Genomic DNA, 25,111 nt, shown 5'->3' with positions numbered 1-25,111 from the left:
ACCACGGAAGGCGCGACACGCCGGAGAGCCCATGATCATCAAGGATCGACCACATCATGACGTGGTCGATCCTTGATGATCATGGGGCGGAGGGGCGGGCGTAGGGTCACGACATGCGTGGGCGCGCGATTCTGCTGCTGGCCGCGGCGCTGCTCGCGAGCTGTGCCGGCAGCGACGGGGTCGGCGCACCGTCCGCGACACCGACCCCGACGCCCAGCGCCAGCCCCGCGCCGACGCCCACGCCGACGCCCACGCCGGAGCCGGCGGCGGTCACGCTGGCGTTCGCCGGCGACATCCACTTCGAGGGCGCCCTGCGCGCCCGCCTTGACGACCCCGCCACCGCGTTCGCCCCGATCGCCGCGCAGCTGGGCGCCGCCGACCTCACGGTCGTCAACCTGGAGACGGCGGTCGGGACCAGCGGCGCGCCGGAGCCGGGCAAGCGGTTCACGTTCCAGGCCCCGACGACGGCGTTCGCGGCGCTCGCGGCGGCCGGCGTCGACGTCGTCACGATGGCGAACAACCACGCGATGGACTTCGGCCCGGACGGGCTGACCGACACGCTGGCGGGCAGCGCGGCCGCGCGACCGGGCCTCGACGTCGTCGGCGTCGGCGCGAACGTCACGGAGGCGTTCGCCCCGGCGATCCGGGACGTCCGGGGCACGACGGTCGCCGTCATCGGGGCGAACGTGCCGGACGACCCCGGCGCCGACCCGACCGCTCACTGGGCCGCCACCGCCGCCACCGCCGGGGTCGCGACAGCGCTCGACCCGGCGCCGCTCCTGGACGCCGTCGCCCAGGCCCGGCGGAGCGCCGACGTCGTCGTGGTGTACCTGCACTGGGGCGTGCAGGGCGAGAGCTGCCCGAGCCCGTCGCAGCTCTCCCTCGCAACGGCGCTCGCGACCACCGCCGACGTCGTCGTCGGCAGCCACACACACCAGCTGCAGGGCGCCGGCCTGGCCCCGGCCGGTGACGCCTACGTGGCGTACGGGCTGGGCAACTTCGCCTGGTACACGCAGGCCTCCGAGGCGACGTCGACGACCGGTGTGCTCACCCTGGCAGTGGAGAACGGGGCGGTGACGGCGGAGAGCTGGGCGCCCGCGCGGATCGGCGCCGACGGCCTCCCGGTGTTCGCGACGGGCGACGCGGCCGGGGCGATGATCGCCGGCCGCGCCGCCCTTCGCGAGTGCACCGACCTCAGGCCGCTGCCCTGAACCGGCGCAGCCGCAGGCTGTTCGACACCACGAACACCGACGAGAACGCCATCGCCGCGCCCGCGAGCATCGGGTTGAGCAGCCCGGCCGCGGCCAGCGGCAGCGCCGCGACGTTGTAGCCGAACGCCCAGAACAGATTGCCCTTGATGGTCGAGAGCGTGCGCCGGGCCAGCCGGATCGCGTCGGCCGCCGCGTTCAGGTCGCCGCGGACCAGCGTGAGGTCGGACGCCTCGATCGCGACGTCGGTGCCGGTGCCCATCGCCAGGCCGAGGTCGGCCTGAGCCAGCGCCGCGGCGTCGTTGACCCCGTCGCCGACCATCGCGACGACGTTGCCCTCGCTCTGCAGCCGCTTCACGACGTCGACCTTGTCGGCCGGCAGCACCTCGGCGATGACGTCCTCGATGCCCACCTCGCGGGCCACCGAGCGGGCGGTCGCCTCGTTGTCGCCGGTGAGCAGGATCGGCGTCAGCCCCAGCCCGCGCAGCCGCTCGATCGCGGCCGCGGACGTCGGCTTCACGGCGTCGGCGACCACCAGCACGCCGCGTGCGACGCCGTCCCACGCGACGGCGACGGCGGTGCGGCCCGCGGCCTCGGCCCGCTCCATCGCCACCGTCAGCGACGGCGGCAGCGACACCGACCACTCCGCGAGTAGCCGCGGCCGGCCGGCCAGCACTCCGTGCCCGTCGACGACGCCCTGCACGCCGAGGCCCTCGACGTTGCGGAAGTCCTCGACGGCGGGCAGCGCGCCCACCCGCGTCCGGGCGCCGTCGGCGACGGCCCGGGCGATCGGGTGCTCCGACGCGTCCTCCAGCGCGCCGGCCAGCCGCAGCACGTCCTCCTCGGACTCGCCGTCGGCGGTGACCACCTCGACCAGCGTCATCGTGCCGGTGGTGACCGTGCCGGTCTTGTCCAGCACGACGGTGTCGACGCGGCGGGTCGACTCCAGCACCTGCGGTCCCTTGATGATGATGCCCAGCTGCGCACCGCGGCCGGTGCCGACCAGCAGCGCCGTCGGCGTGGCCAGGCCGAGCGCGCACGGGCAGGCGATGATCAGCACGGCGACCCCGGCCGCGAACGCCGCCGCGGCCCCGCCGCCGGTGCCCAGCCAGAAGCCCAGCGTGGCGACCGCAAGCCCGATGACGATCGGCACGAAGATGCCGGAGACGCGGTCGGCCAGCCGCTGGACCTCGGCCTTGCCGCTCTGCGCGTCCTCGACCAACTTGGCCAGCTGCGCGAGCTGGGTGTCGGCGCCGATCCGGGTCGCCCGCACGACCAGCCGGCCGTGCGCGTTGACGGTCGCGCCGGTCACCTCGTCGCCCGCAGCCACCTCGACCGGGACGGACTCGCCGGTGAGCATCGACCGGTCGATTGCGGACGCACCCTCGGTGACGACGCCGTCGGTGGCGATCTTCTCCCCCGGGCGGACCACGAACAGGTCGCCGACCGCGAGCTCATCGGCCGGAATGCGCCGCTCGACGCCGTCGCGCAGGACGGAGACCTCCTTGGCGCCCAGCTCGAGCAGCGCCCGCAGCGCCGCACCGGCCCGCCGCTTCGACCGGGCCTCGAAGTACCGTCCGGCCAGGATGAACGTCGTGACGCCGGCGGCCACCTCGAGGTAGATCTCGCCGTCGCCGCCGCCCCGAGCGATGGTCAGCTCGAACGGGTGCGTCATGCCCGGCATGCCCGCGGTGCCCCAGAACAGCGCGTACACCGACCAGCCGAGGGCGGCCAGCGTGCCCATCGAGATGAGCGTGTCCATGGTGGCGGTGCCGTGCCGCAGATTGGTCCAGGCCGCCTTGTGGAACGTGAACCCGGCGCCCAGCACGACCGGCGCGGCCAGTGTCAGCGACAGCCACTGCCAGTAGTCGAACTGCCAGGCCGGCACCATGGCCAGCAGGATGACCGGCACGCTGAGCACGGCGGACAGGATCAGCCGGTCGCGCAGCGTACGGACGGGGTCGGCGGCCGCCTCCGCCGGCGGTTCCGGCTGCGGCACCCGCGCCGTGTAGCCGGCGGACTCGACCGCCTCGACCAGCTGGGCGGTACTCACGTCGTCGGCGAAGGTGACCCGCGCCTTCTCCGTGGCGTAGTTGACGGTGGCGGTGACGCCGTCGAGCTTGTTCAGCTTCTTCTCGACCCGCGTGGCGCACGAGGCGCAGGTCATGCCGCCGATCTCGAGGTCGACGGTGCTCATCGGTCCTCCTCGGCGGTGACGGTGAACTCCGCGGTCCGCACGACGCCGTCGTGCTCGAAGTCGAAGAACAGCCGGTAGTCGGCCGCGGACGCGGCGGTGGCGAAGAACGAGACGTCCGGGCCGGGCGCCGTGACGCCGTCGCCGGGCTCGCCCTCGGGGTGGACGTGCAGGTAGGCGAGGTCGCCGTCGCGCAACGCGACCAGGTGGCCGTAGGCGCCGAGATACGGCTCCAGGTCGGTCACCGGGACGCCGTCGCGGCTGACGGACAGCGTGAGCTTGGACTCCTCACCCGGGTGCAGCTCGCCGCCGAGCGTGACGGCGTAGCCGTCGACCTCCGCGGTCGTGCCGGGCGCGGGCAGCGGCGCCGGCTGATAGTCGCCCGGGACGGACAGGTCCGTGCCGAGCGTCAGCGCCTCGCCGTGGGTGGAGAAGTCGGCGAACAGCTTCCACTCGCCGGGGGTGAGGTCCAGCGGGACGGACCAGGTGCCGTCGACGGCCCGGACCGGGTGGACGTGCTGGTAGCCGGTGAGGTCGCGGCGGACGGCGATGAGGTGCAGCTCCTGCTCGTGCTCGACGTCGAACTCGGTGACGACGCCGTCGGGGCCGTCGATGACGAACGACACGGGCTGCGCCGGGCCGGCCGGCAGGGTGTCCGCCGTCAGCGCGAACGTGTAGCCGTGGTCGGAGACCATCAGCCCGCCCGGCAGGTCGGCGGCGGGAGCGTCCTCGGCGTTCTCATCCGGCGATTCCCCGTGACCGCCGCTGTCGCCGTCGTCGCCGTGCCCACCTTCGGCCGGAACCTCCGGTTCGGACGCGACCGGGGCGTCGTCCTCGCCGATCGGGCCGACGATGCGGCCGGCCCCGGCCGCCAGGCCGAACGCGCCGGCAAGGCACAGCGCGTATACGGCGAGCTTGGCCGGCGCGTTCATGGCACTACCTCCGTGGGTGGGATCAGGAGCCGGCGAGCTGGTAGCCGGCCTCTTCGACCGCGGCCTTGACGTCGTCGGCGCTCAGCGGCGCGGCGCTGGTGACGTCGACGTTGCCGCTGGCGAGGTCGACGTCGACCTGGCTGACGCCGTCGAGGCGGCCGAGCTCCTCGCGGACCGAGCCGGCGCAGTGGTCGCAGGTCATGCCGACGACGGTGTAGGTGGAGGTGGTCATGCGATGCCTTTCCTAGTGCCTAGGACGGTGGTGCGTGGACGTCGCGAGTCAGGACCGGACCAGCCGGGCGATGGCGTCGGACGCCTCCTTGACCTTGACGTCGGCCTCGGGACCGCCCTGGCGAGCGGCCTCGACGACGCAGTGGGCCAGGTGCTCCTCGAGCAGCCCGAGGGCGACCGACTCCAGTGCCTTGGTCATGGCCGAGACCTGCGTGAGGATGTCGATGCAGTACTTCTCCTCGGCGACCATGCGCTGCAGCCCCCGCGCCTGACCCTCGATGCGGGTGAGCCGCTTGAGGTAGTCGTCCTTGCGGTGGATGTAGCCGTGGTGGCCGTGCTCGGCACCCGGTGTCTCGGTCATGTGTCCTCCTCGCGTCGACGCCGATCCGTTCCCTTACACGGTACCCAGGTGCGGTATCGGCGTCTGCATCCATTCGTACACTACCCCCCTAGGGTATGTCTAGCGGTCTCAGTGCCGGCGGTTGTCGTGATGTGCGCTCCACTACGGCCAGAGCAGCAGCAATCCGCACATCAGGCGACGACGGAAAGGCCAGGAGGGGGTCTTCCTCGCTATAGCGGGTGAAAGTCCCGCCTGACGGCGCCCGCAGCTCCCGCGTCGGCACGGAGCGCCTCGGCGGCGGCCGCCAGGAGTCCATCGAGGTCACCAACCTCGGGATCCGACAGTGCGTCGATCGCGTACTCCAGCGCGGTGGGCACGAGTCACCGTGTGCCGCGACCGAGCCGTTTCCCGCATCCGCCCACGGGTGGTGCGAACGGCTCCGTGACCAGGCACACGTCCCCCACCTGCCACGCAGCGTGACAGACTGTGCGTCCGTGCACCATGTCGTCCTCCTCGCCGGCCCGTCGGGCAGCGGCAAGTCCCGGCTGGCCCGCGAGAGCGGCCTGCCAGTGCTCAACCTCGACCACTTCTACCGCGACGGCGACGACCCGGACATGCCGCGCCATCCGGAGCTGGGCATCGTCGACTGGGACGATCCGCGGGCCTGGGACGCCGAGCGCGCCGTCGACACGCTGGTCCAGCTGTGCCGCACCGGCAGTGCGCAGATCCCGGTCTACGACATCGCGCACGACCGCACCGTCGGCACAGAGCTGTTCACCGTCGGCACCGCGCCTGTGTTCGTCGCCGAGGGCCTGTTCGCGGCGGACATCGTCGACGCCTGCCGGGCACGGGGCATCCTGGCCGACGCCATCGTGCTGCACCGCAAGCCGTGGAAGAACTTCCTGCGCCGGCTCACCCGCGACCTCGCCGAGCACCGCAAGCCGCCGCTGACCCTGCTGCGCCGCGGTCGCGCGCTGATGCGCACCGAGCGGGCGATCGTCGACCGGCAGCGCGGACTGGGCGCCCGGCCGGCCAATGCGGAGGACGCCCGCAAAGCCATCAGGGGTGCCGCCGACGCGCCCTCCGGGAAGCCCTGACCTGCAGGCTCCGGGTCGGACCATCCGCGAGACGGACGTCCCGGGCAGTCGCGCGGACCTACCGTTGAGGTATGAGCACAAGCAGCTACTACCCCGAGGCCCGCGGCGGCCTGGTCCGCCCGACCGGCAACCGCATGATCGCCGGCGTCTGCGCCGGCCTGGCCCGGCGGTTCGGCATGAAGACGCGCACCGTGCGGCTCCTCTTCCTGCTGTCCTGCCTGCTGCCCGGTCCGCAGATCTTGGTTTACCTGGCGCTCTGGATCATCATGCCGACCGAGGACTGAGCCGTTCCGTCGTCCCGGCGGCCCGGACGCGGTCGAACGCCCGCTGGGCGCCCAGCGCGGCGTAGCCGGGCTTGACGACGTCGTTGATCAGCGCGAGCCGCTGGTCGAACGGGATGAACGCGCTCTTCAGCGCATTGACCGTGAACCACTCGAGGTCAGGCAGGTCGTAGCCGAACGCGTCGGCCAGCAGGGCGAACTCGCGGGACATCGACGTCCCGCTCATCAGCCGGTTGTCGGTGTTGACGGTGACCCGGAACCGCAGCCGCGCAAGCAGGCCGATCGGGTGCTCGGCGATCGAGCCGGCGGCACCGGTCTGGATGTTCGACGACGGGCACAGCTCCAGCGGGATCCGCTTGTCGCGGACGTACGCCGCCAGGCGGCCGAGGTGCACCTCACCGTCGGGCCGCACCTCGACGTCGTCGATGATGCGCACGCCGTGGCCGAGGCGGTCCGCGCCGCACCACTGCAGCGCCTCCCAGATGGACGGCAGCCCGAACGCCTCGCCGGCGTGGATGGTGAAGTGCGCGTTCTCGCGGCGCAGGTACTCGAACGCGTCGAGGTGGCGGGTGGGCGGGAAACCGGCCTCGGCGCCGGCGATGTCGAAGCCGACGACGCCGGCCTCGCGGTTCTGCACCGCCAGCTCGGCGATCTCGCGGGACCGGGCGGCGTGCCGCATGGCCGTGAGCAGTGTCGCGACGCGGATCGGCCGGCCCGCCTCGGCTGCCCGCGTCTCACCCAGCCGGAACCCCTGCTCCACCGCCGCGACGACCTCGTCGAGCGAGAGGCCGCCGTTCAGGTGCTGCTCCGGGGCGTAACGCACCTCGGCGTAGACGACACCGTCGTCGGCGAGGTCCTCGGCGCACTCGGCGGCCACCCGGACCAGCGCGTCGTGCGTCTGCATGACCGCGACCGTGTGCTCGAACGTCGTCAGGTACCGCTCCAGCGACCCGGAGTCGGCGGCCTCGACGAACCACTGCCGCAGACCGGGCTCGTCGGCGGCCGGCAGCTCGTGCCCGATCTCCGCGGCCAGCTCCAGGATGGTCGCCGGCCGCAGTCCGCCGTCGAGGTGGTCGTGCAGCAGCACCTTCGGCGCGGACAGGATCTCGGCGTCGGTCGGTCGCATGCTTCGACGCTACTCCGGCGCGCCACCCGCGGCGTCCGCGCGGTCCCCGGTAGAACGGGGAGGTGACCCAGCACCTGGCGACGCTGCCGACCAGCCGGGACGCCGCCGCGTCGCGCCGCGGCCGGAACCTGCGCCGGGTGGGCATCGTCGCGCTGTCTGTGCTCGTGGTGGCGGCGCTCGCCGGCCTGCTCGGGCCGCGGGCGGCGACGACCGCGGCGTCCGGTGGCGGCTACGAGCTGACCGTCCGGCACGCGCAGATCACGCGCCCGAGCATCCCCATTCCGCTGGAGATCAGTGTCCGGCGCGACGGCGGATTCGATGGACCGGTCACCCTGTCGATCGACAAGGACCTGCTGGACCGGGCCGATTTCAACGACTGGTACCCCAACCCCGACGGCGAGACGTCCGGGCCCGACCGCCTGGAGTACGAGTTCAGCCCGCCCGCCGGCGAGGTCCTGCACATCATGCTCGACGCACGGACGGCGCCGGGGCAGCTGCCCAGCTCAGGGCGGTACACCGTCGCCGTCGTCGACCAGGACGTCGTGATGGTCGAGGCGGACTTCCGGATGACGGTGCTGCCCTGATGGACATCGTCGTCCGCGCCGCCGTCGTCTTCGTGATCCTGTGGCTGGTGCTGCGGATGTCCGGGAAGCGGCAGGTCACGCAGCTGTCCGCGTTCGACCTCATCCTGCTGGTCACGCTGGGCGACCTGATCAGCCAGACCGTCCTGCAGGAGGACCTCTCGCTGACCGGCGGCACGCTCGCCGTCGCCACCTTCGCCCTTCTGTCGGTTCTGCTGTCCTGGCTGAGCTGGCGGTTCAAGCGTCCGCGGAAGCTGTTTCAAGGCGAGCCGACGGTCATCATCAAGGACGGCAAGGTCGACGACGAGGTACTGCGCTACGAGCGGCTGCCGATCGACGACGTCCTCGAAGCCGCACGCGAGCACGGCATCCGCGACCTGGGTGACGTCGACCTCATGGTGCTGGAGCCCGACGGCACGTTCTCCGTCTTCGCCCGGTCCAACTCGCGTGGGAGCGAGGAGCCGCCGAAACGGGGCGCGGAGGCGATGTGACTCGCCGGGCAGGGCGCCGCACGACGTGCACCAAGGCGATATAGCCTCTCGGGGTGGCTCGCAGCGTCTACGTGGCATCCGTCACGGGCGAGACCGGGAAGTCGACGGTCGCGCTCGGTGCGCTGGAGGCGCTCACCCGCCGGCTGGGCCGGGTCGGCGTGTTCCGTCCGGTGGTCCGGGCCGGCACCCAGCCCGACTACGTGCTGGAACTGCTGCTGGAGCACGACGGCGTCGACCTGCCGTATGACGTGTGCGCCGGCGTCACCTACGAGGACGTGCACGCCGACCCCGACGCCGCGATGAGCACCATCCTCGGCCGGTACCGCGCCGTGGCCGCGCAGTGCGAGGCGGTCGTGGTGGTCGGCAGCGACTACACCGACGTCGACAGCCCGACGGAGTTCTCCTTCAACGCGCGGGTGGCGGCGAACCTCGGCGCGCCGGTGGTGCTGGTGCTCAACGGCCACGCCCGGTCGCCCGCCGACCTGCGCGCCGTCGCCGAGCTGGCCACCGCGGAGCTGGCCGCCAACTACGGCACGCTGGCCGCGCTGGTCGCCAACAGAGTGCCCCCAGCGGCGCTGGACGAGGCGCGGACGGCGCTGAGCGGGCTCGGCCCGGCGTACGCGCTGCCGGAGGAGCCGCTGCTGTCCGCGCCGACCATGGGCGACCTCGTCACAGCGGCCGGGGGCGAGCTGTTCCGCGGCGACCCGTCCCGGCTGGGCCGCGAGGTCGGCGGGCTGGTCGTCGCCGGCATGACGCTGCCGCACGTGCTGGACCGGCTGTTCGACGACGCCGTCGTCATCACCCCGGCCGACCGCAGCGACGTGCTGCTCGGCGTGCTGGCCGCGCACGGGTCGAAGACGTTCCCGACCCTGGCCGGCGTGGTGTTGAACGGCGGGTTCGAGCTGCCGGCGCAGATCGTCCGGCTGATGGACGGCCTCGACGTCGGCCTGCCGATCGTGACGGCACCCGGCGACACGTTCGGCACGGCGACCGCACTGGCCGCCGTCCGCGGCCGGCTGACCTACGACGCGACTCGCAAGGTGCAGACCGCGCTGGCCCTGTTCGACCGGCACGTCGACGGCGGCGACCTGCTCGACCGCCTCGACGTCACCCGCAGCGGCGTCGTCACGCCGCTGATGTTCGAGCACGATCTCGTCGACCGCGCTCGATCCGCTCGCCGGCGCATCGTGCTGCCCGAGGGCACCGAGGTGCGGATCCTGCGCGCCGCCGACACCGTCCTGCGCCGCGGCATCGCCGACCTCACCCTGCTCGGGCCGCCGGCCGACGTCGCGGCCGCCGCCGACCGCATCGGCGTCGACATCGGCGCCGCCGAGGTCGTCGACCCGCGGGAGAGCGAGCTGCGCGGCCGGTTCGCGCACGAGTACGCCCGGCTGCGCGAGCACCGCGGCGTCACCCAGGAGATGGCGTGGGACCAGGTCGCCGACGTCTCCTACTTCGGCACGATGATGGTGCAGCTCGGACTTGCCGACGGCATGGTGTCCGGTGCCGTGCACACGACGGCGCACACCATCCGGCCGGCGTTCGAGGTGATCAAGACGCTTCCCGGGGTGTCGATCGTGTCCAGCGTGTTCTTCATGTGCCTGCGCGACCGCGTGCTGGTCTACGGCGACTGCGCCGTCAATCCCGACCCGACGGCCGAGCAGCTGGCCGACATCGCGATCTCGTCGGCCGAGACGGCGGCGCGGTTCGGCGTGGCGCCGCGGGTCGCGATGCTGTCGTACTCGACCGGCGAGTCGGGCACCGGCTCCGACGTCGACAAGGTGCGGACCGCGACGTCGCTGGTCCGCGAACGCCGGCCGGATCTCGAGGTCGAGGGCCCGATCCAGTACGACGCCGCGGTCGACGCCAGCGTGGCCCGGGCCAAGCTGCCCGGCAGCGAGGTGGCCGGCCGCGCGACGGTGTTCGTTTTCCCGGACCTCAACACCGGCAACAACACGTACAAGGCGGTGCAGCGCAGCGCCGGTGCCGTCGCGGTGGGCCCGGTCCTGCAGGGCCTGCGTGAGCCGGTGAACGACCTGTCCCGCGGCGCGCTGGTCCGCGACATCGTCAACACGATCGCGATCACCGCGATCCAGGCGCAGTCGGCCGAGCCGGCCGCCGCGGCTCCGCCGCCTCCGGCCGCGCAGCCCGGGGCGGAGGCGCCGTGACCGCTCTGCGGCTAGCCCCGGGCCAGCTCCACCACGTCGGCCAGCTGGGTCCGGGCGACCTCGACGTCGGGAATGGGGTACATGCCGATGCTGCGCACGCCGGCGTCCTCGAGGCCCTGCAGGTGCGCGGCGGCGTCGTCGAGCGTGCCGACCGGCGCGAGCTCCGTCCACCATTCCGCCGGCATGGTGGCCAGGCCGTCGAGGCCCTTGTCTGCGTAGCGGGCGGCGAGATCGTCGAAGAACGGCAGCGTGGTGAGCGTCGTCCGTGGCTGGTCGAGCTGACGGCCCAGCCACGGCGCCATGGTGCGGTACGCCTCGGCGCGGTCCTTCTTCACGCACACGACGCCGAAGACGGCGACGTGGAAATCGGGGTCACCGGGACGACGGCCGGCCTGCTCCAGCGCCCAGCGCACGTAGGACGGACTCGCCGGCTCGGCCAGCACCACGCCGCCGGCGACCCGGCCGGCCAGAGCCAGCGACTTCGGCCCGAACACGCCGGCCAGCACCGGCGGCGGGTCGGCCGGCGGCTGGTCGAGCCGGACGGCGTCGAGGTTGACGTAGTGGCCGCGGCTGGTGACCTGCTCGCCCGCCAGCAGGCGCGTCACCGCGACCATGACCTCTTCGAGCGCGGTGAGCGGCGACACCGGCCGCACGCCCATCTGCGCCATCCACTCCTGCACGCCGTGCCCGACGCCGGGCAGCACCCGGCCGGGCGCGAGCCCGCACAGCGTCGCGATCTCCATGGCCGTGACGGGCGCGGTGCGGGCGACCGCCGGCAGGATGCCCACACCGACCGTGAGCTGCTCGGTGACCGTCAGCGCCGCCGCCGCGAGGCTCGGGCCGGTGGTGAAGAAGCAGTCCTCGATGACCCAGAGCTGCTGTGCGCCGCCGGCTTCGAGCGAGCGGGCCACCTCGGTGACGAAGGTGGGCGGGAACGATCGGTCGAAGCACAATCCGACCTGCAGGCGGTTGGTAGGCATGGCGGCACAGTAACGGCACCCTCCGACAGGAACGGACCCCCTCGATGACCGTCCTCGTGCTCAACTGCGGATCGTCGTCCATCAAATACCAGCTGATCGACCCGGCCGGCCCGGCCCGCCTGGCCAAGGGCATCGTGGAGCGGATCGGCGAGGACGACGGCGTCGCCGACCACGCCGCCGCGCTCCGTCAGGTCGTCGCCGAGCTGGAACGCGAGTGCGGCCCGCTCGACGAGCTGGGGCTGGCCGCCGTCGGGCACCGCATCGTGCACGGCGGCGACCGCTTCGCCGAGCCGACGCTGGTCGACGACGACGTCGAGCGGGCCATCGAGGAGCTCGCACCGCTGGCGCCGCTGCACAACCCGCCGGGGCTGACGGCGCTGCGGCTGGCCCGGCGCGAGCTGCCGGACGTCCCGCACGTCGCCGTCTTCGACACCGCGTTCCACCAGACGCTGCCGGAGGTCGCGTACACGTACGCCCTCGACCGCGAGGTCGCCGCCCGATACGGTGTGCGCCGCTACGGCTTCCACGGCACGTCGGTGTCGTACGTGAGCCGCGAGGCGGCCCGGCTGCTGGACCGCGACCCTGCCGACACCAACCTCGTCGTCCTGCACCTGGGCAACGGCGCGTCGGCGACGGCGGTGCGCGGCGGCCGCTCCGTCGACACGTCGATGGGGCTGACGCCGCTGGAGGGCCTGGTCATGGGCACCCGCAGCGGCGACGTCGACCCCGGCGCACTGTTCTACCTGCACCGCGAGGCCGGGCTGTCCGTCGACGACCTCGACCGGCTGGTCAACCGATCCAGCGGGCTGCTCGGCCTGGCCGGCGCGAACGATCTGCGCGAGGTGCACCGGCGGGCCAGGGCCGGCGACGCCGCTGCGCAGCTGGCGCGGGAGCTGTACTGCTACCGGATCCGGCACTACGTGGGCGCCTACCTCGCGGTGCTCGGCCGGGCGCATGCCATCGTCTTCACCGCCGGCGTCGGCGAGAACGACTCGTGGGTGCGCTCGCACGCGCTGGGCGGACTCCGTCACCTCGGCGTCGAGGTCGATCACGTCCGCAACTCCTTCACCAGCAGCCGCGCCCAGGTCATCTCGCCCGACGACGCCGACGTCACCGTCCTCGTCGTTCCCACCGACGAGGAGCTGGAGATCGCCCGCCAGGCGACCGGGCTGGTCGCGCGGGCCTGATCGCACCGGACCATGATCATCCGCATCACCAGGATTCCTGGAGCCTCGACACGATTGCAATCGTGGTGACGCTCCAGAAAACGTAGTGACACCACGTGACGCGGCCGCTCGCTCAGCCCGCGGCCACCACCTCGATCTCGACCAGCCAGGCCGGGTCGAGGGTGGTCGCGACGACGGCCGTCGTCGGCACCCGGTGGTCGCCGAGGGCGGCGGTCCGGGCGGCGGCGTTGGCCTCGGCGTAGGCAGGATCGCGCAGGTAGCTGGTCAGCCGCACGATGTTGTCGACCGTCATGCCCGCGGACGCGAGGATCGCGCGGATGTTGGCCCAGATCAGCTCAAGCTGCTCCTCCAGGCCGGCGCCCGGGCGGCCGGACGAGTCGAGACCCATGGTGCCGGCGACGAACAGCAGCCGGCCGGCGCCGCGGACCTCCATGGCGTGCACGTAGTCGTCGGTGGCGGGGTAGACGCCCTCGGCAGGGTTGTGCGGGACGAGTTCCATCGGTCTCCTCGGTGCGGCCGGATGTCGGTCAGGGCGTGGGCTTGCGGCTGATGCCATAGCGCAGCACCAGGAACGGCAGCCCGAACAGCGAGAACGCGTGGTCGGCACGTAGCTCGCCGCCGTCGGCCCAGACCTGGAGCTGTTCGCCGAAGCCGGGCACCGTGAGCGTCGTCAGCTCACCGGTGTCGGGGTCGACGACGGTGAGATAGTGGCCGGCGTCAACGCGGGTGCCGTGGCTGGTCAGCGTCAGCCCGCCGCCCGGGCGCAGCCGCGGCTCCAGGGTCGCGGTGAAGCTGCCGCCGGGCACCGGGAAGCCGACGCTGACGTAGCCGCGGCCGTCGCGGCGGTACGTGGTGTAGACGCCGACGTAGATCGGCTCGTCGTCGTCGGCGTAGGAGCGGATCCAGCCGCGCACCCGGGCACCGTCGGGCTGGTCGACGGTGTCGATGCGGCTGACGACGCCTCGCTGCGCCTGGCGCTGGTTCATCGGCACGTTGGCCTGGCCGAGCGGCCGGGCCAGCGCCGTCCGGTACAGCAGGTAGCCCGGCCGCACCCAGGCCCGCCACTCCGGCACGATGTCGAGCGCGAACCGGGTCGTGTGCTCGTAGAACTCGCGCACCAGCGGGTCGACGGCGGCCGGGTAGAAGTCGCCGCCGACCAGCTCGTCCAGCGACGCGACGATGCCGATGTCGGGGGCGTCGCGGGTGTACGTGCCGTCGAGCTGGGCGGCGAGGTGGCGCACGAACTCCGTCCCGACGTACCGGCCGCGCGCCGCGAGCGGCACCACGAATGGCAGGTCAGCCGGCGCGGCCCGCTCGGCCAGCAGTGACACCTGCGGGTCGCGGAACAGCGCGGCCGCGGCGATCCGGTAGGCGACGACGGCGACAGCGGCGGCCCGCGCCGGGGTGCTCCCCGCGACGGCCGGGCGCACCGCGAGTCCGATCGCCGGGCCGAGCAGCACCTTCTGCGGCCGGACGCCGAGCCCGCCGGCCACGCCGCCGGCCGCCAGCGCGACCCGCGCCGCCGGCTGGCGGGTCAGCGCGCCGGCCGCCCAGCCCAGCGGCGCGGCGACGGCGCCGCTGGCCAGGATCCGGTGCGGCAGCGCGGGGATCTCGTCCGGCCGCTGCCGCCTCCGGGCCACGTACTCCGACGCCCCAAGGACGGCGGCGCCGACCAGTGCCCCGAGCGCCGCCGCACGCCTCCCCCGTCCGGCGCCCAGGGCCACGCCCGCCAGCGCGCCCAGCACCGACGCCGTCGACACCTGCTCGACCTTTTTCCTGCCCGTGCCGTCGGCCGGCGGCCCATTGTCGTGTTTCCTGCCCGTGCCGTCGGCCGGCGGCCCATTGTCAGCTTTCCCCGCCACGTCTCCCGCCCTCCGTCGTTGACGCGGCCATTCTCGCGCGCGGATAGTGGGCCATGGCCATCAGGATGAGTGCCCTCATCATGGGGGCGCTGCCGGAGCTGCGGTTCGAGCCGTCCCCGAAGCGGGTCCGCGCCCTCGTCGGCGGCCAGACCTGGGCCGACACCACCACCGCCATGGTGGTGTGGGAACCGCGCCGCATCGTGCCGGGCTACGCCGTCCCCGAGGCCGACCTCGACGCCGAGCTGCTGCCCGCCGACCCATCGCCGGAGGCCGAGGCGCACCCCGTCCGCATGGACGCCGACGGGCCGCCGGTGCTCGATCCGCGCACGCCGTTCTCCGTCCGCTCGACCCCCGGTGAGCCGTTGTCGCTGCGGCGGGGCGGCACGACGCTGGAGGCGGCCGGCTTCCGGGCTGACGACCGCGACCTCGCCGGCTACGTCCTCCTCGACTACGCGGCCTTCGACCAGTGGCTCGAGGAGGACGACCAGAACTTCGCCCATGCGCGCGACCCGTTCAAGCGCATCGACGTGCGCTCCACCAGCCGGCACCTCGTCATCTCCGTCGACGGCGTCGTGCTCGCCGAGTCGACGCGGGCGAAGCTGCTGTTCGAGACGCACCTGCCCGTGCGCACCTATCTCCCGCGCGAGGACGTGCGCATGGACCTGCTCGTCCCCAGCGACACCCGCAGCTGGTGCGCGTACAAGGGGCAGGCGCGGTACTGGTCCGCGCAGGTGAACAGCCAGGTGCGCCGCAACCTCGCGTGGAGCTACGAGCAGCCGCTGTCCGACGGGGTCGAGGTGAAGGACCGCATGACGTTCTTCGACGAGAAGGTCGACGTCACGGTCGACGGCAAGCCCCGGCCGCGCCCCGTCTCGCCGTGGTCGTGACGCGGTCACCGGCCGGTTCCGACCACCGCTTGCGACCACCGCACCCCGGGTGAAGGCTGCTGGCTGCGACCACCGCGTCCGGGCACCGGGCGCCTCGGGGGGCTTGGTCACCTGATGCGGCGCGCCGCGCAGACCTTTCCGCCACAGACAGGAGATGTCATGCGCATCGGGCGACCCACCGTGGTGATCACCGCGGCCCTCAGCACCGTCCTCGTCGCCGGGATCGCCGCAGCGGCCCCGCTGACCCCCGGTGGATCCACCGAGGTCACCGTGGGGAGCAACGACCAGCTGTTCTCGCAGAACAAGCAGAACGAACCGGGTCTCGCCGTGAACCCCGTCCAGCCGAACATCCTGGCGGCCGGGGCGAACGACAACATCGACCTCGAGGCGTGCAACGCCGGCGACGACCGCACTTGTCCGTTCACGCCGGGCGTGGGCCTGTCCGGGGTGCAGTTCTCCACCGATGCCGGGCGGACCTGGGTCCAGCCGACGTACACCGGCTACTCCGCGCGAGTGACGCCGAGCTGCCTGGGTCAGCCCGACCTCGCTCCCGGCCAGCCGCCGCCCACCGACACCGGGTGCGTACCGGACCCGGACGGCCCGATCGGCACGCTGCCGAACTACTTCGAGAACGGCATGGTCTCCAACGGTGACCCGGAGCTGGCGTTCGGGCCGGTGCCCGACGCCGACGGCGACTTCTCCTGGGCGAACGGCCAGCGGCTGTACTACACGAACATCGCTACCCCGTTCCCCGGCAACCCGGGCTTCCGTGGCGCCGCCGCGATCGCCATCTCGCGCACCGACGACATCGCCGGCGCGATCGCCGGTGACAACGACGCCTGGATGGACCCGGTCGTCGTCACCCGGCAGAGCTCGGCGCTGTTCAGCGACAAGGAGCAGGTCTGGGCGGACAACGCGGAATCGAGCCCGCACTTCGGCAACGCCTACGTCTGCAATGTCGGCTTCCGCGGGGCCGGCGGCGCCGAACCGGTACTGTTTGCCCGGTCCACTGACGGCGGCGACACCTGGCGCACCCGCCAGCTGACCCCGGCCACGAACAACCCGCAGACCGGTGGCCGCCAGGGCTGCGCGATCCGCACCGACAGCACCGGCGTGGTCTACGTCGTCTGGATCGGCACCGACGTCCGCACTCGCGAGGGCGTGTTCTTCCAGGCCCGCTCGTTCGACGGCGGCGCGAACTTCGAGCGGCCGCGGGTGATCGTGCGACCGATCGCCGGCATCGGCCAGTTCGACCCCGCCCAGGGCCGGTTCACCATCGACGGCATCGCCGGCGCGCGGACCAACTCCTTCCCGAGCATCGACATCGCCAACGGCGCTCCGTCCGGTGCCGACGCCACCGACCAGATCCTCATCACCTGGTCCGACGACCGCGCCGGCGTCAATCAGGAACGCGCCTTCGTCGTCAGCAGCACGAACGGCGGCGACACCTACTCGGCGCCGATGAACGCGAACGACGGCGCAGACCGGGCGAACTTCCCCGCCGTCGCGATCTCGCCGGACGGCACGGACGCCTGGCTGGTCTACAACGCCTGGCTCGACCCGTGGCGCACCGACACGACGTCGCCGCGGCGGATGCTCGGTGTCGTGCGGCACGCCGACGTCAACCCTGTCACCGGCGCGATCGGGGCGTGGACGACGGAGTTGCGCGGCGCCATCGGTGACGGGCGAGCCTCGTCGGCCAACGGGCTGACGTCGGAGTTCCTCGGCGACTACAACTACGCCGTGGCGACCCGCGACTACGGCTCGCTGGTCTGGAACGACATGCGCAACGGCACGGTCTGCCCAGCCATCAACGCCTACCGGCAGGCATTCGTGGAGGACGTCCTGGCCGGTACGGCCGAGCCCATCGTCGGCGACCGGCCGGCGGACCGGGCGTCGGCCGCGGAGCTGCCCAACGCCCATTCCGGCGCGTTGCGGCCGGGCCCGAACACCCAGTGCCCGCCGACGTTCGGCAACTCCGACATCTTCGGAGGCACGTTCAGCGACGAGTCCTGACCGCCGCCTGGGCTCCTTCCGCCGCCGGTACCGGCGGGCGGCGGGAGGAGTCAGCGCGTTTCCAGGACGGCGAGGTCGCGCTCGGCGTAGAGGCGGTGCTGGTACTCCTCGTTGAGCAGGATCAGCAGGCACTCGCGGACGGGGAAGCTGCGCGGCGGCGGCCAGCCGGGGCCGTCGGGCGCCGCGGTGTCGGCCGCCAGCGACTCCTCCGTCAGGCCGCCGAGCACCGTCCGGACGGTGGCCCGCCGGTCCCGCACCAGGTCGAGCACGGCGTCGAGGGACGGTCGGGCGTCGCGATCCCAGGGGACGCCGGGATACTCGGGCATCGTGTCCCAGGGCAGCGCCAGTGGGTGCCACGGCGCCGGCTCGCCGAGGATCGCCCGCCGCACCCACGAGTCGGTCACGAACACCAGGTGCCGCAGCGTCTCGACGAACGACCACTCGTCGTCCACCGACTCGTGCAGCAGCGCAGGGTCCAGCCGGCGGGCCCGCGCGACGGTCTCGTCCCAGCGCCGTTCCAGCAGGTCGTAGGCGGCGCGGAAGCCGGTGGCGTCGGCCGGGCGCATCTGGGCGCGGTCCGGGTCGCGGCGGTCCAGCTCGGCATCGACCAGCGGCGCGACGTCGACGCCGTTGAGCGTGAGACCGGTGATGTCGCCGCTGATGTCGGCGTCGCCCAGCTCCACGCCCCGCATCACCACCCGGTACAGGTTGACGTCGCGGAAGTGCGCCCCGGACAGGTCGACCCGGTGGAACCGGGAGCCGCTCAGGTTCTCGTCCTCGAACTCAGGCATCCCGGAAACCGTAGCGCCGGTTCCGGACGATGCGCGTCCGGAAAAGGTGCATGCTGGCAGGAGCACCACCTCGTGGGAGGAGTTCCCCATGCCCCGCACCGATCCTGCCGCCAGCTGGCCGCCCGGCCCGCCCGAGGTGCCGCCGCCGTTCCGCCCCGGCACGCCGTGGCAGCCCACGGGGCCGGCACCGTCGCCGCCCATCCTCCCCGGCTGGGAGGAGCGGCATCTGACCCCGTCCGACCGCGACATCGCGGACCGGCTGCTCGACGAGCGCATCGTGCACGCCGGTGGACGGCTGGACACGACGCTCGCCAACCGGACGACCGCGCAGCTGTTGCTGCTCGGACGGCACGACCCCCGGCCGGTCGAGCTGCACCTGTCCTGCCGCGACAGCGAGCTCGACGCGTCGCTCGCGCTGGCCGGCACCGTGAGCGTGCTCGCCGCGCCGGTGCACGTGGTCGTCCACGGGACGCTGCGCGGGCCCGCCATCGCGGTCCTCTGCGCCGCCCAGGACCGCGCCGCACACCGCGGCGCCACGCTGGTGCTGTCGCTGCCGCGCACCGAGGCGGCGGGCACGGCCGCACAGCTCGCCGTCGAGGCCGACCAGCACGAACGCCAGGTCGACCGGGTGTGCGAGCTGGTCGCCGGCACGACCGGGCGCGACGCCGACGCCGTCCGCGCGGACCTGCGCGCCGGGCGGGTGCTGTCGGCCGAAGACGCCTTCGCCCACGGCCTGCTGACCCGGCTGCTCTGACCGAGGATCAGAACACGCGCCGCCAGTGCCACGGCCGGTCGCCGGACCCTCCGCGCAGGCAGGCCAGCCGCCAGTGAGCCTCGGCCCGCGCCGCGTCGCTGCGGCCGGCGTGCTGCAGCATGTACGAGCAGGCGCGCAGCTCGCGGATGTCGCGCAGCGTCTCGTAGCCGGCCCAGCCGGTGACGTCGTGGCCGTAGGCGGCGCAGAAGTCGGCGTACTCGGCGGCGTCGAGCGTCCCGAACGATGTCATGCGCACCGCCGTGGACACCAGGTCCCACTCCGGCGGGCCGAAGGAGAACCGCTCGAGGTCCAGCAGCCAGACGGTGCCGCCGCCGTCGGCCACCACGTTGCCCGCCCACGCGTCGCCGTGCACGACGCCGGCGGCCAGGCCGCCCGGCAGCTCGGCGTGCCGGGCCTCGAGCTCGGCGAGGTACCCGAGCAGCCACGCGCGATCCGCCGCGGACACCGTCGGCGCCGCCGCGATCCGGTCGCGCACGCGCACGAACGGCGCCAGCTCCGGCAACGCGAACTCGCCCGGCGGGTCCAACACGTGCAGCCGCCGCAGCACGTCAGCCACCTGCCGGTCGGCGGCCTCCTGGTGCGGCGGCAGCGCCCGCCAGAACGTGACCGGGACGCCGTCGACGTCGACCGGCTGCTCGACTCCAGGAAGCGCGCGGACGGCGGGCAGCCCGGCCCGCTCCAGCCAGTGGGCGACGCGCACCTCGTTGCCGGCCGCGGCCGTCTGACCGGACCGGCCGACCCGGGCGATCACCTCGCCCGGGAGGCGGTAGACGGAGTTCTCGGCGCGGCGGATCAGCTCGGCCGGTGCCGGATCGAGTCCGGCGCGGCGGCAGGCGTGGTGCAGAACGCGGTGGGCGTGGTCGACCGTCACGACGCCAGTGCGGTGGTGAGCCGATGCCGCAGCTCGGCCACCTCGGGGACACCGGCGTGCCGGCCGGCGTAGGTGCGCAGTTCGGCGAGGTCCATCGCGGCCCGCCGCGAGTGCAGCCGCCCGGCGTCGGTGACGGCGGCCAGGCCGAGGCGGGCGGCCTCGTGGGGGTCGCCGACGGCCATGGTCAGCGACGCGAGCTTGGTCTGCGACATGGCGCGGGAGCGGACGTAGTCGGCGGTGTGGCCGTCGACGGCGGCCTGCAGGCGGTCCGCGGCCTCGGTGCGGTGACCCTGCACCGTCAGGTCGAACAGCGCGTGCCCGGTGTCGCCGGCGTGCTGGGCGGCGTCGTAGTACGCCATCCACGGCGGGTCGCCGGCCGGGGCGGTGTGCGCGAACGCCTCGTCGGCCTGGCCAACGGCGCGCAGGGTGTCCTGGTAGCGGCCGAGCTTGGCCAGCGCGCGGGCCCGGGCGGTGTGCAGCATGGCCTGCTCGGTGGCCGTCAGCCGGTCGGACCGGACCAGCGCCAGCTCCGTGTACGTCAGGCCGAGGTCGGGCTCGCCACGCCAGATCTCCTGCCGGGCCAGCGACGACAGCACCTTGGCGCGCAGGTGCCAGCTGCCGACCTCCTCGGAGCAGGCCAGCGCGAACTTGAAGATCTGCCGCGCGTCGTCGTACGCGCACGCGTCGAAGGCCATGTGCGCCGTGGCGTGGCCGAGCAGCCCGACCGCCTCGTGCAGCTCGACCCGCACTTCGGGCGTCGCCTGGGCGTTGAGCAACTGGCCGAACCAGCGCAGCTGGGCGTTCGCCGCCTCGCGCACCCCTGCGCCACCGTGGCTGTGCCCCCAGCTGACCAGCAGGTCGGCGGCGCCACGGACCTGCTCGATCTCGCTGCGGCCGACCCGCTTCGGCGCGTCGGTGGGCCGCAGCGGCGCCAGCAGGTCGAGCAGCGTGGACGGCGACGCCAGCAGGCCTCCGACTCCTACGAAGGCCGCGCGGAGGAACTCGTGCCGCTTCACGTCCGGCTCACCGCCCATCGGCTCGAGGGCGGTCGTGGGATGCGGTGGGTGCGCGTCGGCGAGACCCGGCTGGGGCGCGGCGAGCCGCACGACCGGTGCGGACTGCAGCCGGCGGGTGTTGACGAAGCCGAGGTCGCGGTCGGTCGCCGCTCCGAGGACGGAGCGCAGGGCCTCGCGGTAAGCGGCCTGGGGCCAGCGGATGATGCCGCGCTCGAGCTTGCCGATGTAGTTGTCGTCCAGCTCGTGCAGCCGGCCGGTGTGGTCGAAGAGGTAGGCGTTGACGCGGTCCGCCAGCTCCTGGCGGGACATCGCCGCATCCGGCACGTCGGCCGACGGCGTGCTCTCGCGGGCCAGTCGCAGGTGCTCGTTCGGTTCGCGCACGATGTCTCCACGTACGTGGGGAGGAACATAATCGCATTCTCGGCGTATTGCTGTCAGGTGCTCCGGAGAATCCCGAACCATCCCCACTCGCCTCCCCCGATGATCCCACCTCGATACCCTACTGATCACCCAATTCCGGCGAAATGATCGAAACACGAGTCATGGCCGGTGCCTTTCTCCCGATTCGACACCGATCATGGATGCCGTGACTTGAGGCGGGTTGCCGGGCAGACCACCCCGAACCCGGCAACCCGCCGCGACTTCCGGGGGACGCAGGGGATTCGGAAGGTTGAGGCCGATGCTGCACCGCGACACGGAGTACGTCCTGACCTGGAACGCCGCCGACCACGCCTGGGAAGCGCGCCCGATCCGGCGCGAGGGCCGGCGCATCGTGCCGCTCGCTCCCGACGGCTCGGCCGGACGGCTCCCGACGGTCTTCCCCGACGCGACTGCGGACTGAATGACGGCTCCGGCGATATCCGGGCGCGGGATGATTCGTCCGAATTGTTCCTCCAGTTCGAGCGCGGGCCGGCGAGGCCCGGAACAATCACATGGGTGAAATTCTTCGGGAAGCTGGGAATGGCCCGATGGTCCAGTCGGCCGTTCGGCTGATGCAGCAATAGGGCGTTCGGGTGTGCTGCCGGAGTTCGGCGGAATGATCCCGACCCGCACGACGGGGGATCACGGGGAATGGCCGGGGGATCCGGGCGAAGGCAGCGCCCGGGTCCCCCGGTCTCTGCGTTCGTGAGCGGACCCGGCGCTCCGCCCTCGGCGTGTTCACACACCCCTACGTGAACTGATCAACTCCAGCGCCGGGCCGCACTCCCCCGGGAGATCCCGTGCACCCCGTACGTCGCCGATCGTAGGCGCAAGATACGCCCGCAAGCCGACGCCCGGGCACGCCAGGCCTTCGTAGCGTGAAGCCACTCCGAACCGGAGTCGGTGAAGGACCGCCGGAGCGGCAACTCCGGCGGTCCGCCGAGAAGGACAGTCCAAGCCGCGGACCCCTCTCAACGAAGGATGGTAGATCATGTCCACCACAGCCCCCGCCCGTCCGAGCACCGGCGCATCCGCCCGCCGCGACCCGGTCGCCGTCGCCGCTGGGTGGCTCGCGGCGCACGGGATCCAGGCGCTTCAGGTCAGCCTCGGCATCGTGGTCCTGGCGTTCGGCGCACTGAAGTTCTTCCCCGGCGCGAGCCCGGCGGAGCCGCTGGTCATGCGGACCGTCGACACGCTGACGATGGGCCTCGTGAGCGGGCAGGCAGCGGTGACGCTGACCGCCGTCATCGAGACGTTCATCGGGCTCACGCTGGTCACCGGCGTGTTCCTGCGCACCGGCCTGGTGGTGCTGGCCGGCGCGCTGGTCGGGATGATGTCGCCGCTGGTCCTCTTCTTCGGCGACATGTTCCCGGACGGCACGCCGACGCTCGAGGCACAGTACGTGTTCAAGGACATCATCCTGGCCGCGGCCGTCCTGGTGATCGGCGCCAAGGCGCTCGGTGCACGGCTGGAGCCGAGCGCACGCTGACCACCGTCACCCCCCACGACCGGCGAGAGCGCCGGGCTCGACCCCCGCGAGCCCGGCGCTCTCGCTGCCCCGTTCACCCCCGCCGGTGGGTCACTTCCCCGCGACGGCGTCCGGCTCGCGCTCGCCGTCGGCCGCTCCCGGCGACGACGGCGACTCCGCCGGCTCGGCGCCGGGGTCGGGGCCGGCCGGCGCCGACGTGCCGACGAGGAACGCGCCCGTCGCCAGCATCCTGAACACCATGGCTCTACGGTCCCAGCCGGGGGACGCCCGCACATCGGTCCTGGAGCCGAGCCGTCGCCTACGTCCCAGGACGTAGGGGCTCTCCCGTAAGGGGGACCCGGAGCGGACTCAGAGTCGCATCGCCCTTGTGGGACTTGCCGCGGCCTGGGACCTCGCGGTCGGCTTCGAGCTAGATCGCCCCGTGGACGACCTCGCCGCCGAGAACCGTCGCCACGACCGGGATGGCCGCGATGGCCGACGGCTCGACGGAGCGCGGGTCGGCGCCGAGCACCACCAGGTCGGCGAGCTTCCCCGCGGCGAGGCTGCCGGCGACGTCCTCGACGCGGCAGGCGTAGGAGCTGCCGGTGGTGTAGGCGGCCAGCGCCTCGTCGACGGCGACCGCCTCGTCCGGTCCGACGGGGGCGCCGCCGGAGCTGGTCCGCTCGACCATGAACTGGATGGCCCGCAGCGGCGCACCGTCGGCCACCGGGCGGTCGGAGCTGCCGGCGAGCGGGATGCCGTGGTCGAGGAACGACCGGCCCCGGTACATCCAGCCGCTGCGCTCCGGCCCCACGATCGACGAGTAGTCGTCGCCGAAGGCGTGCAGGAAGGTCGGCTGCACGACGGCGGTCAACCCGGCCGCCGCCAGCCGCGGCAGCTGCTCGGGCCGGACCAGCCCGCAGTGCTCGACCCGGTGCCGGGCGCCGGGCCGAGGGTGCGCCGCCTGGGCCGCGGCGACGACCGCGATGGCCTGGTCGACCGCGGCGTCGCCGATGGCGTGGATGGCCAGCTGCCAGCCGGCCCGGTGCGCGTCCAGGATCAGCGCCGCCAGCTCGTCGTCGCCGAAGGCGAGCTGGCCGTTGCCGCCGTCGGAGCCGTCCGGCGTCACATACGGCGAGGTGAGCGCCGCCGTGCGCGCCATCATGCCGCCGTCGAGCCACAGCTTCAGCGCACCGATCGACAGCATGTCGTCACCGAGGCCGGTGCGCAGGCCGAGGTCGATGGCGCGCGCGATGCCGTCGCCGGCCGCCGCGCCAGAGGGCCGCAGCATCGCCGCCGGCACCATCGCCTGGACCCGGATCGGCAGCCGGTCCTGCTCGCGGGCGACCTGGTACGCGGCCAGCTCGACCGGCGACGACCCGGCGAGGTCGGTGACGATGCCGGCCTCGGCGACGGTCGTGATGCCCTGCGCCAGGCACTCGCGACCGGCGATCTCGACGGCGGTGACGATCTCGTCCAGCGAGTGCGGCAGCCGGCGGGCGCGGGCGATCGCCATCGCGCCCTCCTCCAGCAGCCCGGTCGGCCGGCCGGTCGCGTCGCGGACGACGCCCGGCCCGGCCGCGGCCAGCTCGTCGTCGGTGACAGTGGCCAGCACGGCGTCGGAGACCAGGCAGGCGTGCCCGGAGGTGTGCCGGATGTAGAGCCGGCGGCCGGGCACAGCCGACTCGAGATCGTCGCGGGTCAAGTGGCCGCCGAGCGGGCGCTGGTCGTAGCCGGCGAGGTCGACCCAGCCGTCACCGGGGACGACCGCGGCGGCTCGGCGGACGGCGTCGAGAACGGCGTCGCGGGTGCGGCACTCCGACAGGTCGACCAGGCCGGCGGCCATGCCCGTCCATGCCAGATGGCCATGCGCGTCGACGAATCCCGGTAGCACGGTGGCGCCGCCGAGGTCGGCCGTGCGCCGCGCCCGCAGCCCGTCGACCTCCTCGTCCAGCCCGACGACGCGGCCGCGCCAGACGCCGAGCCGCGAGGCCGTCGGCCGGGTGGGGTCCATGGTCAGGATCCGGGCGCCGGTCACCAGCAGGTCGAGCTCCACCGCACCTCCACGTCGTCCGTCGTCGCGGGCACAGTCTGGCAGTTCGCCGACTGTTGCGTTACGGTCACAGCATCCGTACCAGTACAGTTTCGCCGACTGACGTCAGACCCTGCGGTCGGCTGACACCGCTTTG

General features: G+C 73.2%; 25 protein-coding genes. 12 read left to right on the top strand and 13 right to left on the bottom strand.

The features are described from left to right. Window positions 1-113: 113 nt before the first annotated feature. Window positions 114-1,211, top strand: a complete 1,098-nt coding sequence (locus E1262_RS04940) for a CapA family protein (protein WP_132101896.1) — start codon at window positions 114-116, stop codon at window positions 1,209-1,211. On the opposite strand, the gene E1262_RS04935 is transcribed toward E1262_RS04940, so the two are convergent. From E1262_RS04935 to E1262_RS04920, 4 genes are read right to left on the bottom strand one after another with little or no spacing between them, the layout of a single operon-like run. After that, the gene (locus E1262_RS04935) at window positions 1,195-3,405 is read right to left on the bottom strand and encodes a heavy metal translocating P-type ATPase (protein WP_132101895.1); all 2,211 of its coding nucleotides are present in this window, start codon (window positions 3,403-3,405) and stop codon (window positions 1,195-1,197) included. The genes E1262_RS04940 and E1262_RS04935 overlap by 17 nt on opposite strands. Then, the gene (locus E1262_RS04930) at window positions 3,402-4,334 is read right to left on the bottom strand and encodes a hypothetical protein (protein WP_132101894.1); all 933 of its coding nucleotides are present in this window, start codon (window positions 4,332-4,334) and stop codon (window positions 3,402-3,404) included. The genes E1262_RS04935 and E1262_RS04930 overlap by 4 nt, the downstream gene beginning before the upstream one ends. Before the next feature lie 22 nt (window positions 4,335-4,356). Next, window positions 4,357-4,566, bottom strand: coding sequence for a heavy-metal-associated domain-containing protein (locus tag E1262_RS04925; protein WP_132101893.1), 210 nt, complete (start codon window positions 4,564-4,566; stop codon window positions 4,357-4,359). A 48-nt stretch (window positions 4,567-4,614) separates the two neighbouring features. Then, window positions 4,615-4,926 (bottom strand): metal-sensitive transcriptional regulator, encoded by a 312-nt coding sequence (locus E1262_RS04920; protein WP_132101892.1) that lies wholly within the window; start codon window positions 4,924-4,926, stop codon window positions 4,615-4,617. Between the two features lie 473 nt (window positions 4,927-5,399). Between E1262_RS04920 and E1262_RS04915 the strand changes: the two genes are divergently transcribed. Together E1262_RS04915 and E1262_RS04910 are read left to right on the top strand one after the other, a co-directional pair. Next, on the top strand, window positions 5,400-6,002 hold the full coding sequence (locus E1262_RS04915) for a uridine kinase family protein (RefSeq protein ID WP_203453545.1): 603 nt from the start codon (window positions 5,400-5,402) through the stop codon (window positions 6,000-6,002). 71 nt (window positions 6,003-6,073) lie between these two features. After that, window positions 6,074-6,286, top strand: coding sequence for a PspC domain-containing protein (locus tag E1262_RS04910; RefSeq protein ID WP_132101890.1), 213 nt, complete (start codon window positions 6,074-6,076; stop codon window positions 6,284-6,286). Here the strand turns inward: E1262_RS04910 and E1262_RS04905 are convergent. Then, a complete protein-coding gene (locus E1262_RS04905) occupies window positions 6,267-7,409 on the bottom strand; it encodes an adenosine deaminase (protein WP_132101889.1) in 1,143 nt (380 codons plus the stop codon). The genes E1262_RS04910 and E1262_RS04905 overlap by 20 nt on opposite strands. Before the next feature lie 62 nt (window positions 7,410-7,471). Here E1262_RS04905 and E1262_RS30190 point away from each other — a divergent pair, with 62 nt between their 5' ends. From E1262_RS30190 to pta, 3 genes are read left to right on the top strand one after another with little or no spacing between them, the layout of a single operon-like run. Continuing rightward, a complete protein-coding gene (locus E1262_RS30190) occupies window positions 7,472-7,993 on the top strand; it encodes a hypothetical protein (protein ID WP_162605775.1) in 522 nt (173 codons plus the stop codon). Continuing rightward, window positions 7,993-8,481, top strand: a complete 489-nt coding sequence (locus E1262_RS30185) for a DUF421 domain-containing protein (RefSeq protein ID WP_162605774.1) — start codon at window positions 7,993-7,995, stop codon at window positions 8,479-8,481. The genes E1262_RS30190 and E1262_RS30185 overlap by 1 nt, the downstream gene beginning before the upstream one ends. A gap of 53 nt (window positions 8,482-8,534) precedes the next feature. Beyond that, window positions 8,535-10,649: a phosphate acetyltransferase gene (pta, locus tag E1262_RS04895; protein ID WP_132101887.1), complete on the top strand. Its 2,115-nt coding sequence runs from the start codon at window positions 8,535-8,537 to the stop codon at window positions 10,647-10,649. Between the two features lie 11 nt (window positions 10,650-10,660). On the opposite strand, the gene E1262_RS04890 is transcribed toward pta, so the two are convergent. Then, window positions 10,661-11,629 (bottom strand): LLM class flavin-dependent oxidoreductase, encoded by a 969-nt coding sequence (locus tag E1262_RS04890; protein ID WP_203453544.1) that lies wholly within the window; start codon window positions 11,627-11,629, stop codon window positions 10,661-10,663. A gap of 44 nt (window positions 11,630-11,673) precedes the next feature. On the opposite strand from E1262_RS04890, the gene E1262_RS04885 reads away from it, so the two are divergent. Then, a complete protein-coding gene (locus E1262_RS04885; RefSeq protein WP_132101886.1) occupies window positions 11,674-12,816 on the top strand; it encodes an acetate/propionate family kinase in 1,143 nt (380 codons plus the stop codon). 112 nt (window positions 12,817-12,928) lie between these two features. Here E1262_RS04885 and E1262_RS04880 read toward each other — a convergent pair whose 3' ends face one another. Continuing rightward, entirely contained in the window at window positions 12,929-13,315 is a 387-nt protein-coding gene (locus E1262_RS04880; protein WP_132101885.1) for a RidA family protein, read from the bottom strand. 28 nt (window positions 13,316-13,343) lie between these two features. Further along, window positions 13,344-14,576 (bottom strand): hypothetical protein, encoded by a 1,233-nt coding sequence (locus E1262_RS04875; RefSeq protein WP_132101948.1) that lies wholly within the window; start codon window positions 14,574-14,576, stop codon window positions 13,344-13,346. Between the two features lie 167 nt (window positions 14,577-14,743). Here E1262_RS04875 and E1262_RS04870 point away from each other — a divergent pair, with 167 nt between their 5' ends. Next, a complete protein-coding gene (locus E1262_RS04870; protein WP_203453542.1) occupies window positions 14,744-15,565 on the top strand; it encodes a DUF427 domain-containing protein in 822 nt (273 codons plus the stop codon). A gap of 159 nt (window positions 15,566-15,724) precedes the next feature. Next, a complete protein-coding gene (locus tag E1262_RS04865) occupies window positions 15,725-17,581 on the top strand; it encodes a sialidase family protein (protein ID WP_132101883.1) in 1,857 nt (618 codons plus the stop codon). Between the two features lie 50 nt (window positions 17,582-17,631). Here E1262_RS04865 and E1262_RS04860 read toward each other — a convergent pair whose 3' ends face one another. Further along, window positions 17,632-18,372, bottom strand: a complete 741-nt coding sequence (locus E1262_RS04860) for a DinB family protein (RefSeq protein WP_132101882.1) — start codon at window positions 18,370-18,372, stop codon at window positions 17,632-17,634. 88 nt (window positions 18,373-18,460) lie between these two features. On the opposite strand from E1262_RS04860, the gene E1262_RS04855 reads away from it, so the two are divergent. Then, the gene (locus E1262_RS04855) at window positions 18,461-19,126 is read left to right on the top strand and encodes an ATP-dependent Clp protease proteolytic subunit (protein ID WP_132101881.1); all 666 of its coding nucleotides are present in this window, start codon (window positions 18,461-18,463) and stop codon (window positions 19,124-19,126) included. Window positions 19,127-19,133: 7 nt separating this feature from the next. Here E1262_RS04855 and E1262_RS04850 read toward each other — a convergent pair whose 3' ends face one another. Together E1262_RS04850 and E1262_RS04845 are read right to left on the bottom strand one after the other, a co-directional pair. Further along, a complete protein-coding gene (locus tag E1262_RS04850) occupies window positions 19,134-20,018 on the bottom strand; it encodes a phosphotransferase enzyme family protein (RefSeq protein ID WP_132101880.1) in 885 nt (294 codons plus the stop codon). Then, on the bottom strand, window positions 20,015-21,415 hold the full coding sequence (locus E1262_RS04845; protein WP_203453541.1) for an NsdA family TPR-like regulatory protein: 1,401 nt from the start codon (window positions 21,413-21,415) through the stop codon (window positions 20,015-20,017). Before E1262_RS04845 ends, E1262_RS04850 begins: the two co-directional genes overlap by 4 nt. Window positions 21,416-21,713: 298 nt before the next feature. On the opposite strand from E1262_RS04845, the gene E1262_RS30180 reads away from it, so the two are divergent. Beyond that, the gene (locus E1262_RS30180) at window positions 21,714-21,875 is read left to right on the top strand and encodes a hypothetical protein (protein ID WP_162605773.1); all 162 of its coding nucleotides are present in this window, start codon (window positions 21,714-21,716) and stop codon (window positions 21,873-21,875) included. Window positions 21,876-22,445: 570 nt separating this feature from the next. Further along, the gene (locus tag E1262_RS04840; protein WP_132101879.1) at window positions 22,446-22,943 is read left to right on the top strand and encodes a DoxX family protein; all 498 of its coding nucleotides are present in this window, start codon (window positions 22,446-22,448) and stop codon (window positions 22,941-22,943) included. Between the two features lie 90 nt (window positions 22,944-23,033). On the opposite strand, the gene E1262_RS30175 is transcribed toward E1262_RS04840, so the two are convergent. Then, complete coding sequence (locus E1262_RS30175) at window positions 23,034-23,183, bottom strand: hypothetical protein (protein ID WP_162605772.1); 150 nt, start codon at window positions 23,181-23,183, stop codon at window positions 23,034-23,036. Window positions 23,184-23,352: 169 nt separating this feature from the next. Beyond that, window positions 23,353-24,936, bottom strand: a complete 1,584-nt coding sequence (locus E1262_RS04835) for an amidohydrolase (RefSeq protein ID WP_132101946.1) — start codon at window positions 24,934-24,936, stop codon at window positions 23,353-23,355. Window positions 24,937-25,111 lie beyond the last annotated feature (175 nt).

Origin of the sequence: Jiangella aurantiaca, assembly GCF_004349105.1 — a bacterium.
Classification (GTDB): Bacteria; Actinomycetota; Actinomycetes; order Jiangellales; family Jiangellaceae; genus Jiangella; species Jiangella aurantiaca.
Note: the sequence above shows the minus strand (reverse complement) of the source record. Positions and strands in the feature narration are given on the sequence as shown.

Coding starts and splice junctions, on each gene's coding strand:
- E1262_RS04885 (WP_132101886.1), top strand. CDS start 11,674: ATGACCGTCCTCGTGCTCAACTGCGGATCGTCGTCCATCAAATACCAG.
- E1262_RS04860 (WP_132101882.1), bottom strand. CDS start 18,372: ATGCCTGAGTTCGAGGACGAGAACCTGAGCGGCTCCCGGTTCCACCGG.
- E1262_RS04880 (WP_132101885.1), bottom strand. CDS start 13,315: ATGGAACTCGTCCCGCACAACCCTGCCGAGGGCGTCTACCCCGCCACC.
- E1262_RS04935 (WP_132101895.1), bottom strand. CDS start 3,405: ATGAGCACCGTCGACCTCGAGATCGGCGGCATGACCTGCGCCTCGTGC.
- E1262_RS04910 (WP_132101890.1), top strand. CDS start 6,074: ATGAGCACAAGCAGCTACTACCCCGAGGCCCGCGGCGGCCTGGTCCGC.
- E1262_RS04835 (WP_132101946.1), bottom strand. CDS start 24,936: ATGGACCCCACCCGGCCGACGGCCTCGCGGCTCGGCGTCTGGCGCGGC.
- E1262_RS04925 (WP_132101893.1), bottom strand. CDS start 4,566: ATGACCACCTCCACCTACACCGTCGTCGGCATGACCTGCGACCACTGC.
- E1262_RS04940 (WP_132101896.1), top strand. CDS start 114: ATGCGTGGGCGCGCGATTCTGCTGCTGGCCGCGGCGCTGCTCGCGAGC.
- E1262_RS04855 (WP_132101881.1), top strand. CDS start 18,461: ATGCCCCGCACCGATCCTGCCGCCAGCTGGCCGCCCGGCCCGCCCGAG.
- E1262_RS04930 (WP_132101894.1), bottom strand. CDS start 4,334: ATGAACGCGCCGGCCAAGCTCGCCGTATACGCGCTGTGCCTTGCCGGC.
- E1262_RS04890 (WP_203453544.1), bottom strand. CDS start 11,629: ATGCCTACCAACCGCCTGCAGGTCGGATTGTGCTTCGACCGATCGTTC.
- E1262_RS04840 (WP_132101879.1), top strand. CDS start 22,446: ATGTCCACCACAGCCCCCGCCCGTCCGAGCACCGGCGCATCCGCCCGC.
- E1262_RS04920 (WP_132101892.1), bottom strand. CDS start 4,926: ATGACCGAGACACCGGGTGCCGAGCACGGCCACCACGGCTACATCCAC.
- E1262_RS04865 (WP_132101883.1), top strand. CDS start 15,725: ATGCGCATCGGGCGACCCACCGTGGTGATCACCGCGGCCCTCAGCACC.
- E1262_RS30175 (WP_162605772.1), bottom strand. CDS start 23,183: ATGGTGTTCAGGATGCTGGCGACGGGCGCGTTCCTCGTCGGCACGTCG.
- E1262_RS04905 (WP_132101889.1), bottom strand. CDS start 7,409: ATGCGACCGACCGACGCCGAGATCCTGTCCGCGCCGAAGGTGCTGCTG.
- E1262_RS04870 (WP_203453542.1), top strand. CDS start 14,744: ATGAGTGCCCTCATCATGGGGGCGCTGCCGGAGCTGCGGTTCGAGCCG.
- E1262_RS30180 (WP_162605773.1), top strand. CDS start 21,714: ATGCTGCACCGCGACACGGAGTACGTCCTGACCTGGAACGCCGCCGAC.
- E1262_RS30185 (WP_162605774.1), top strand. CDS start 7,993: ATGGACATCGTCGTCCGCGCCGCCGTCGTCTTCGTGATCCTGTGGCTG.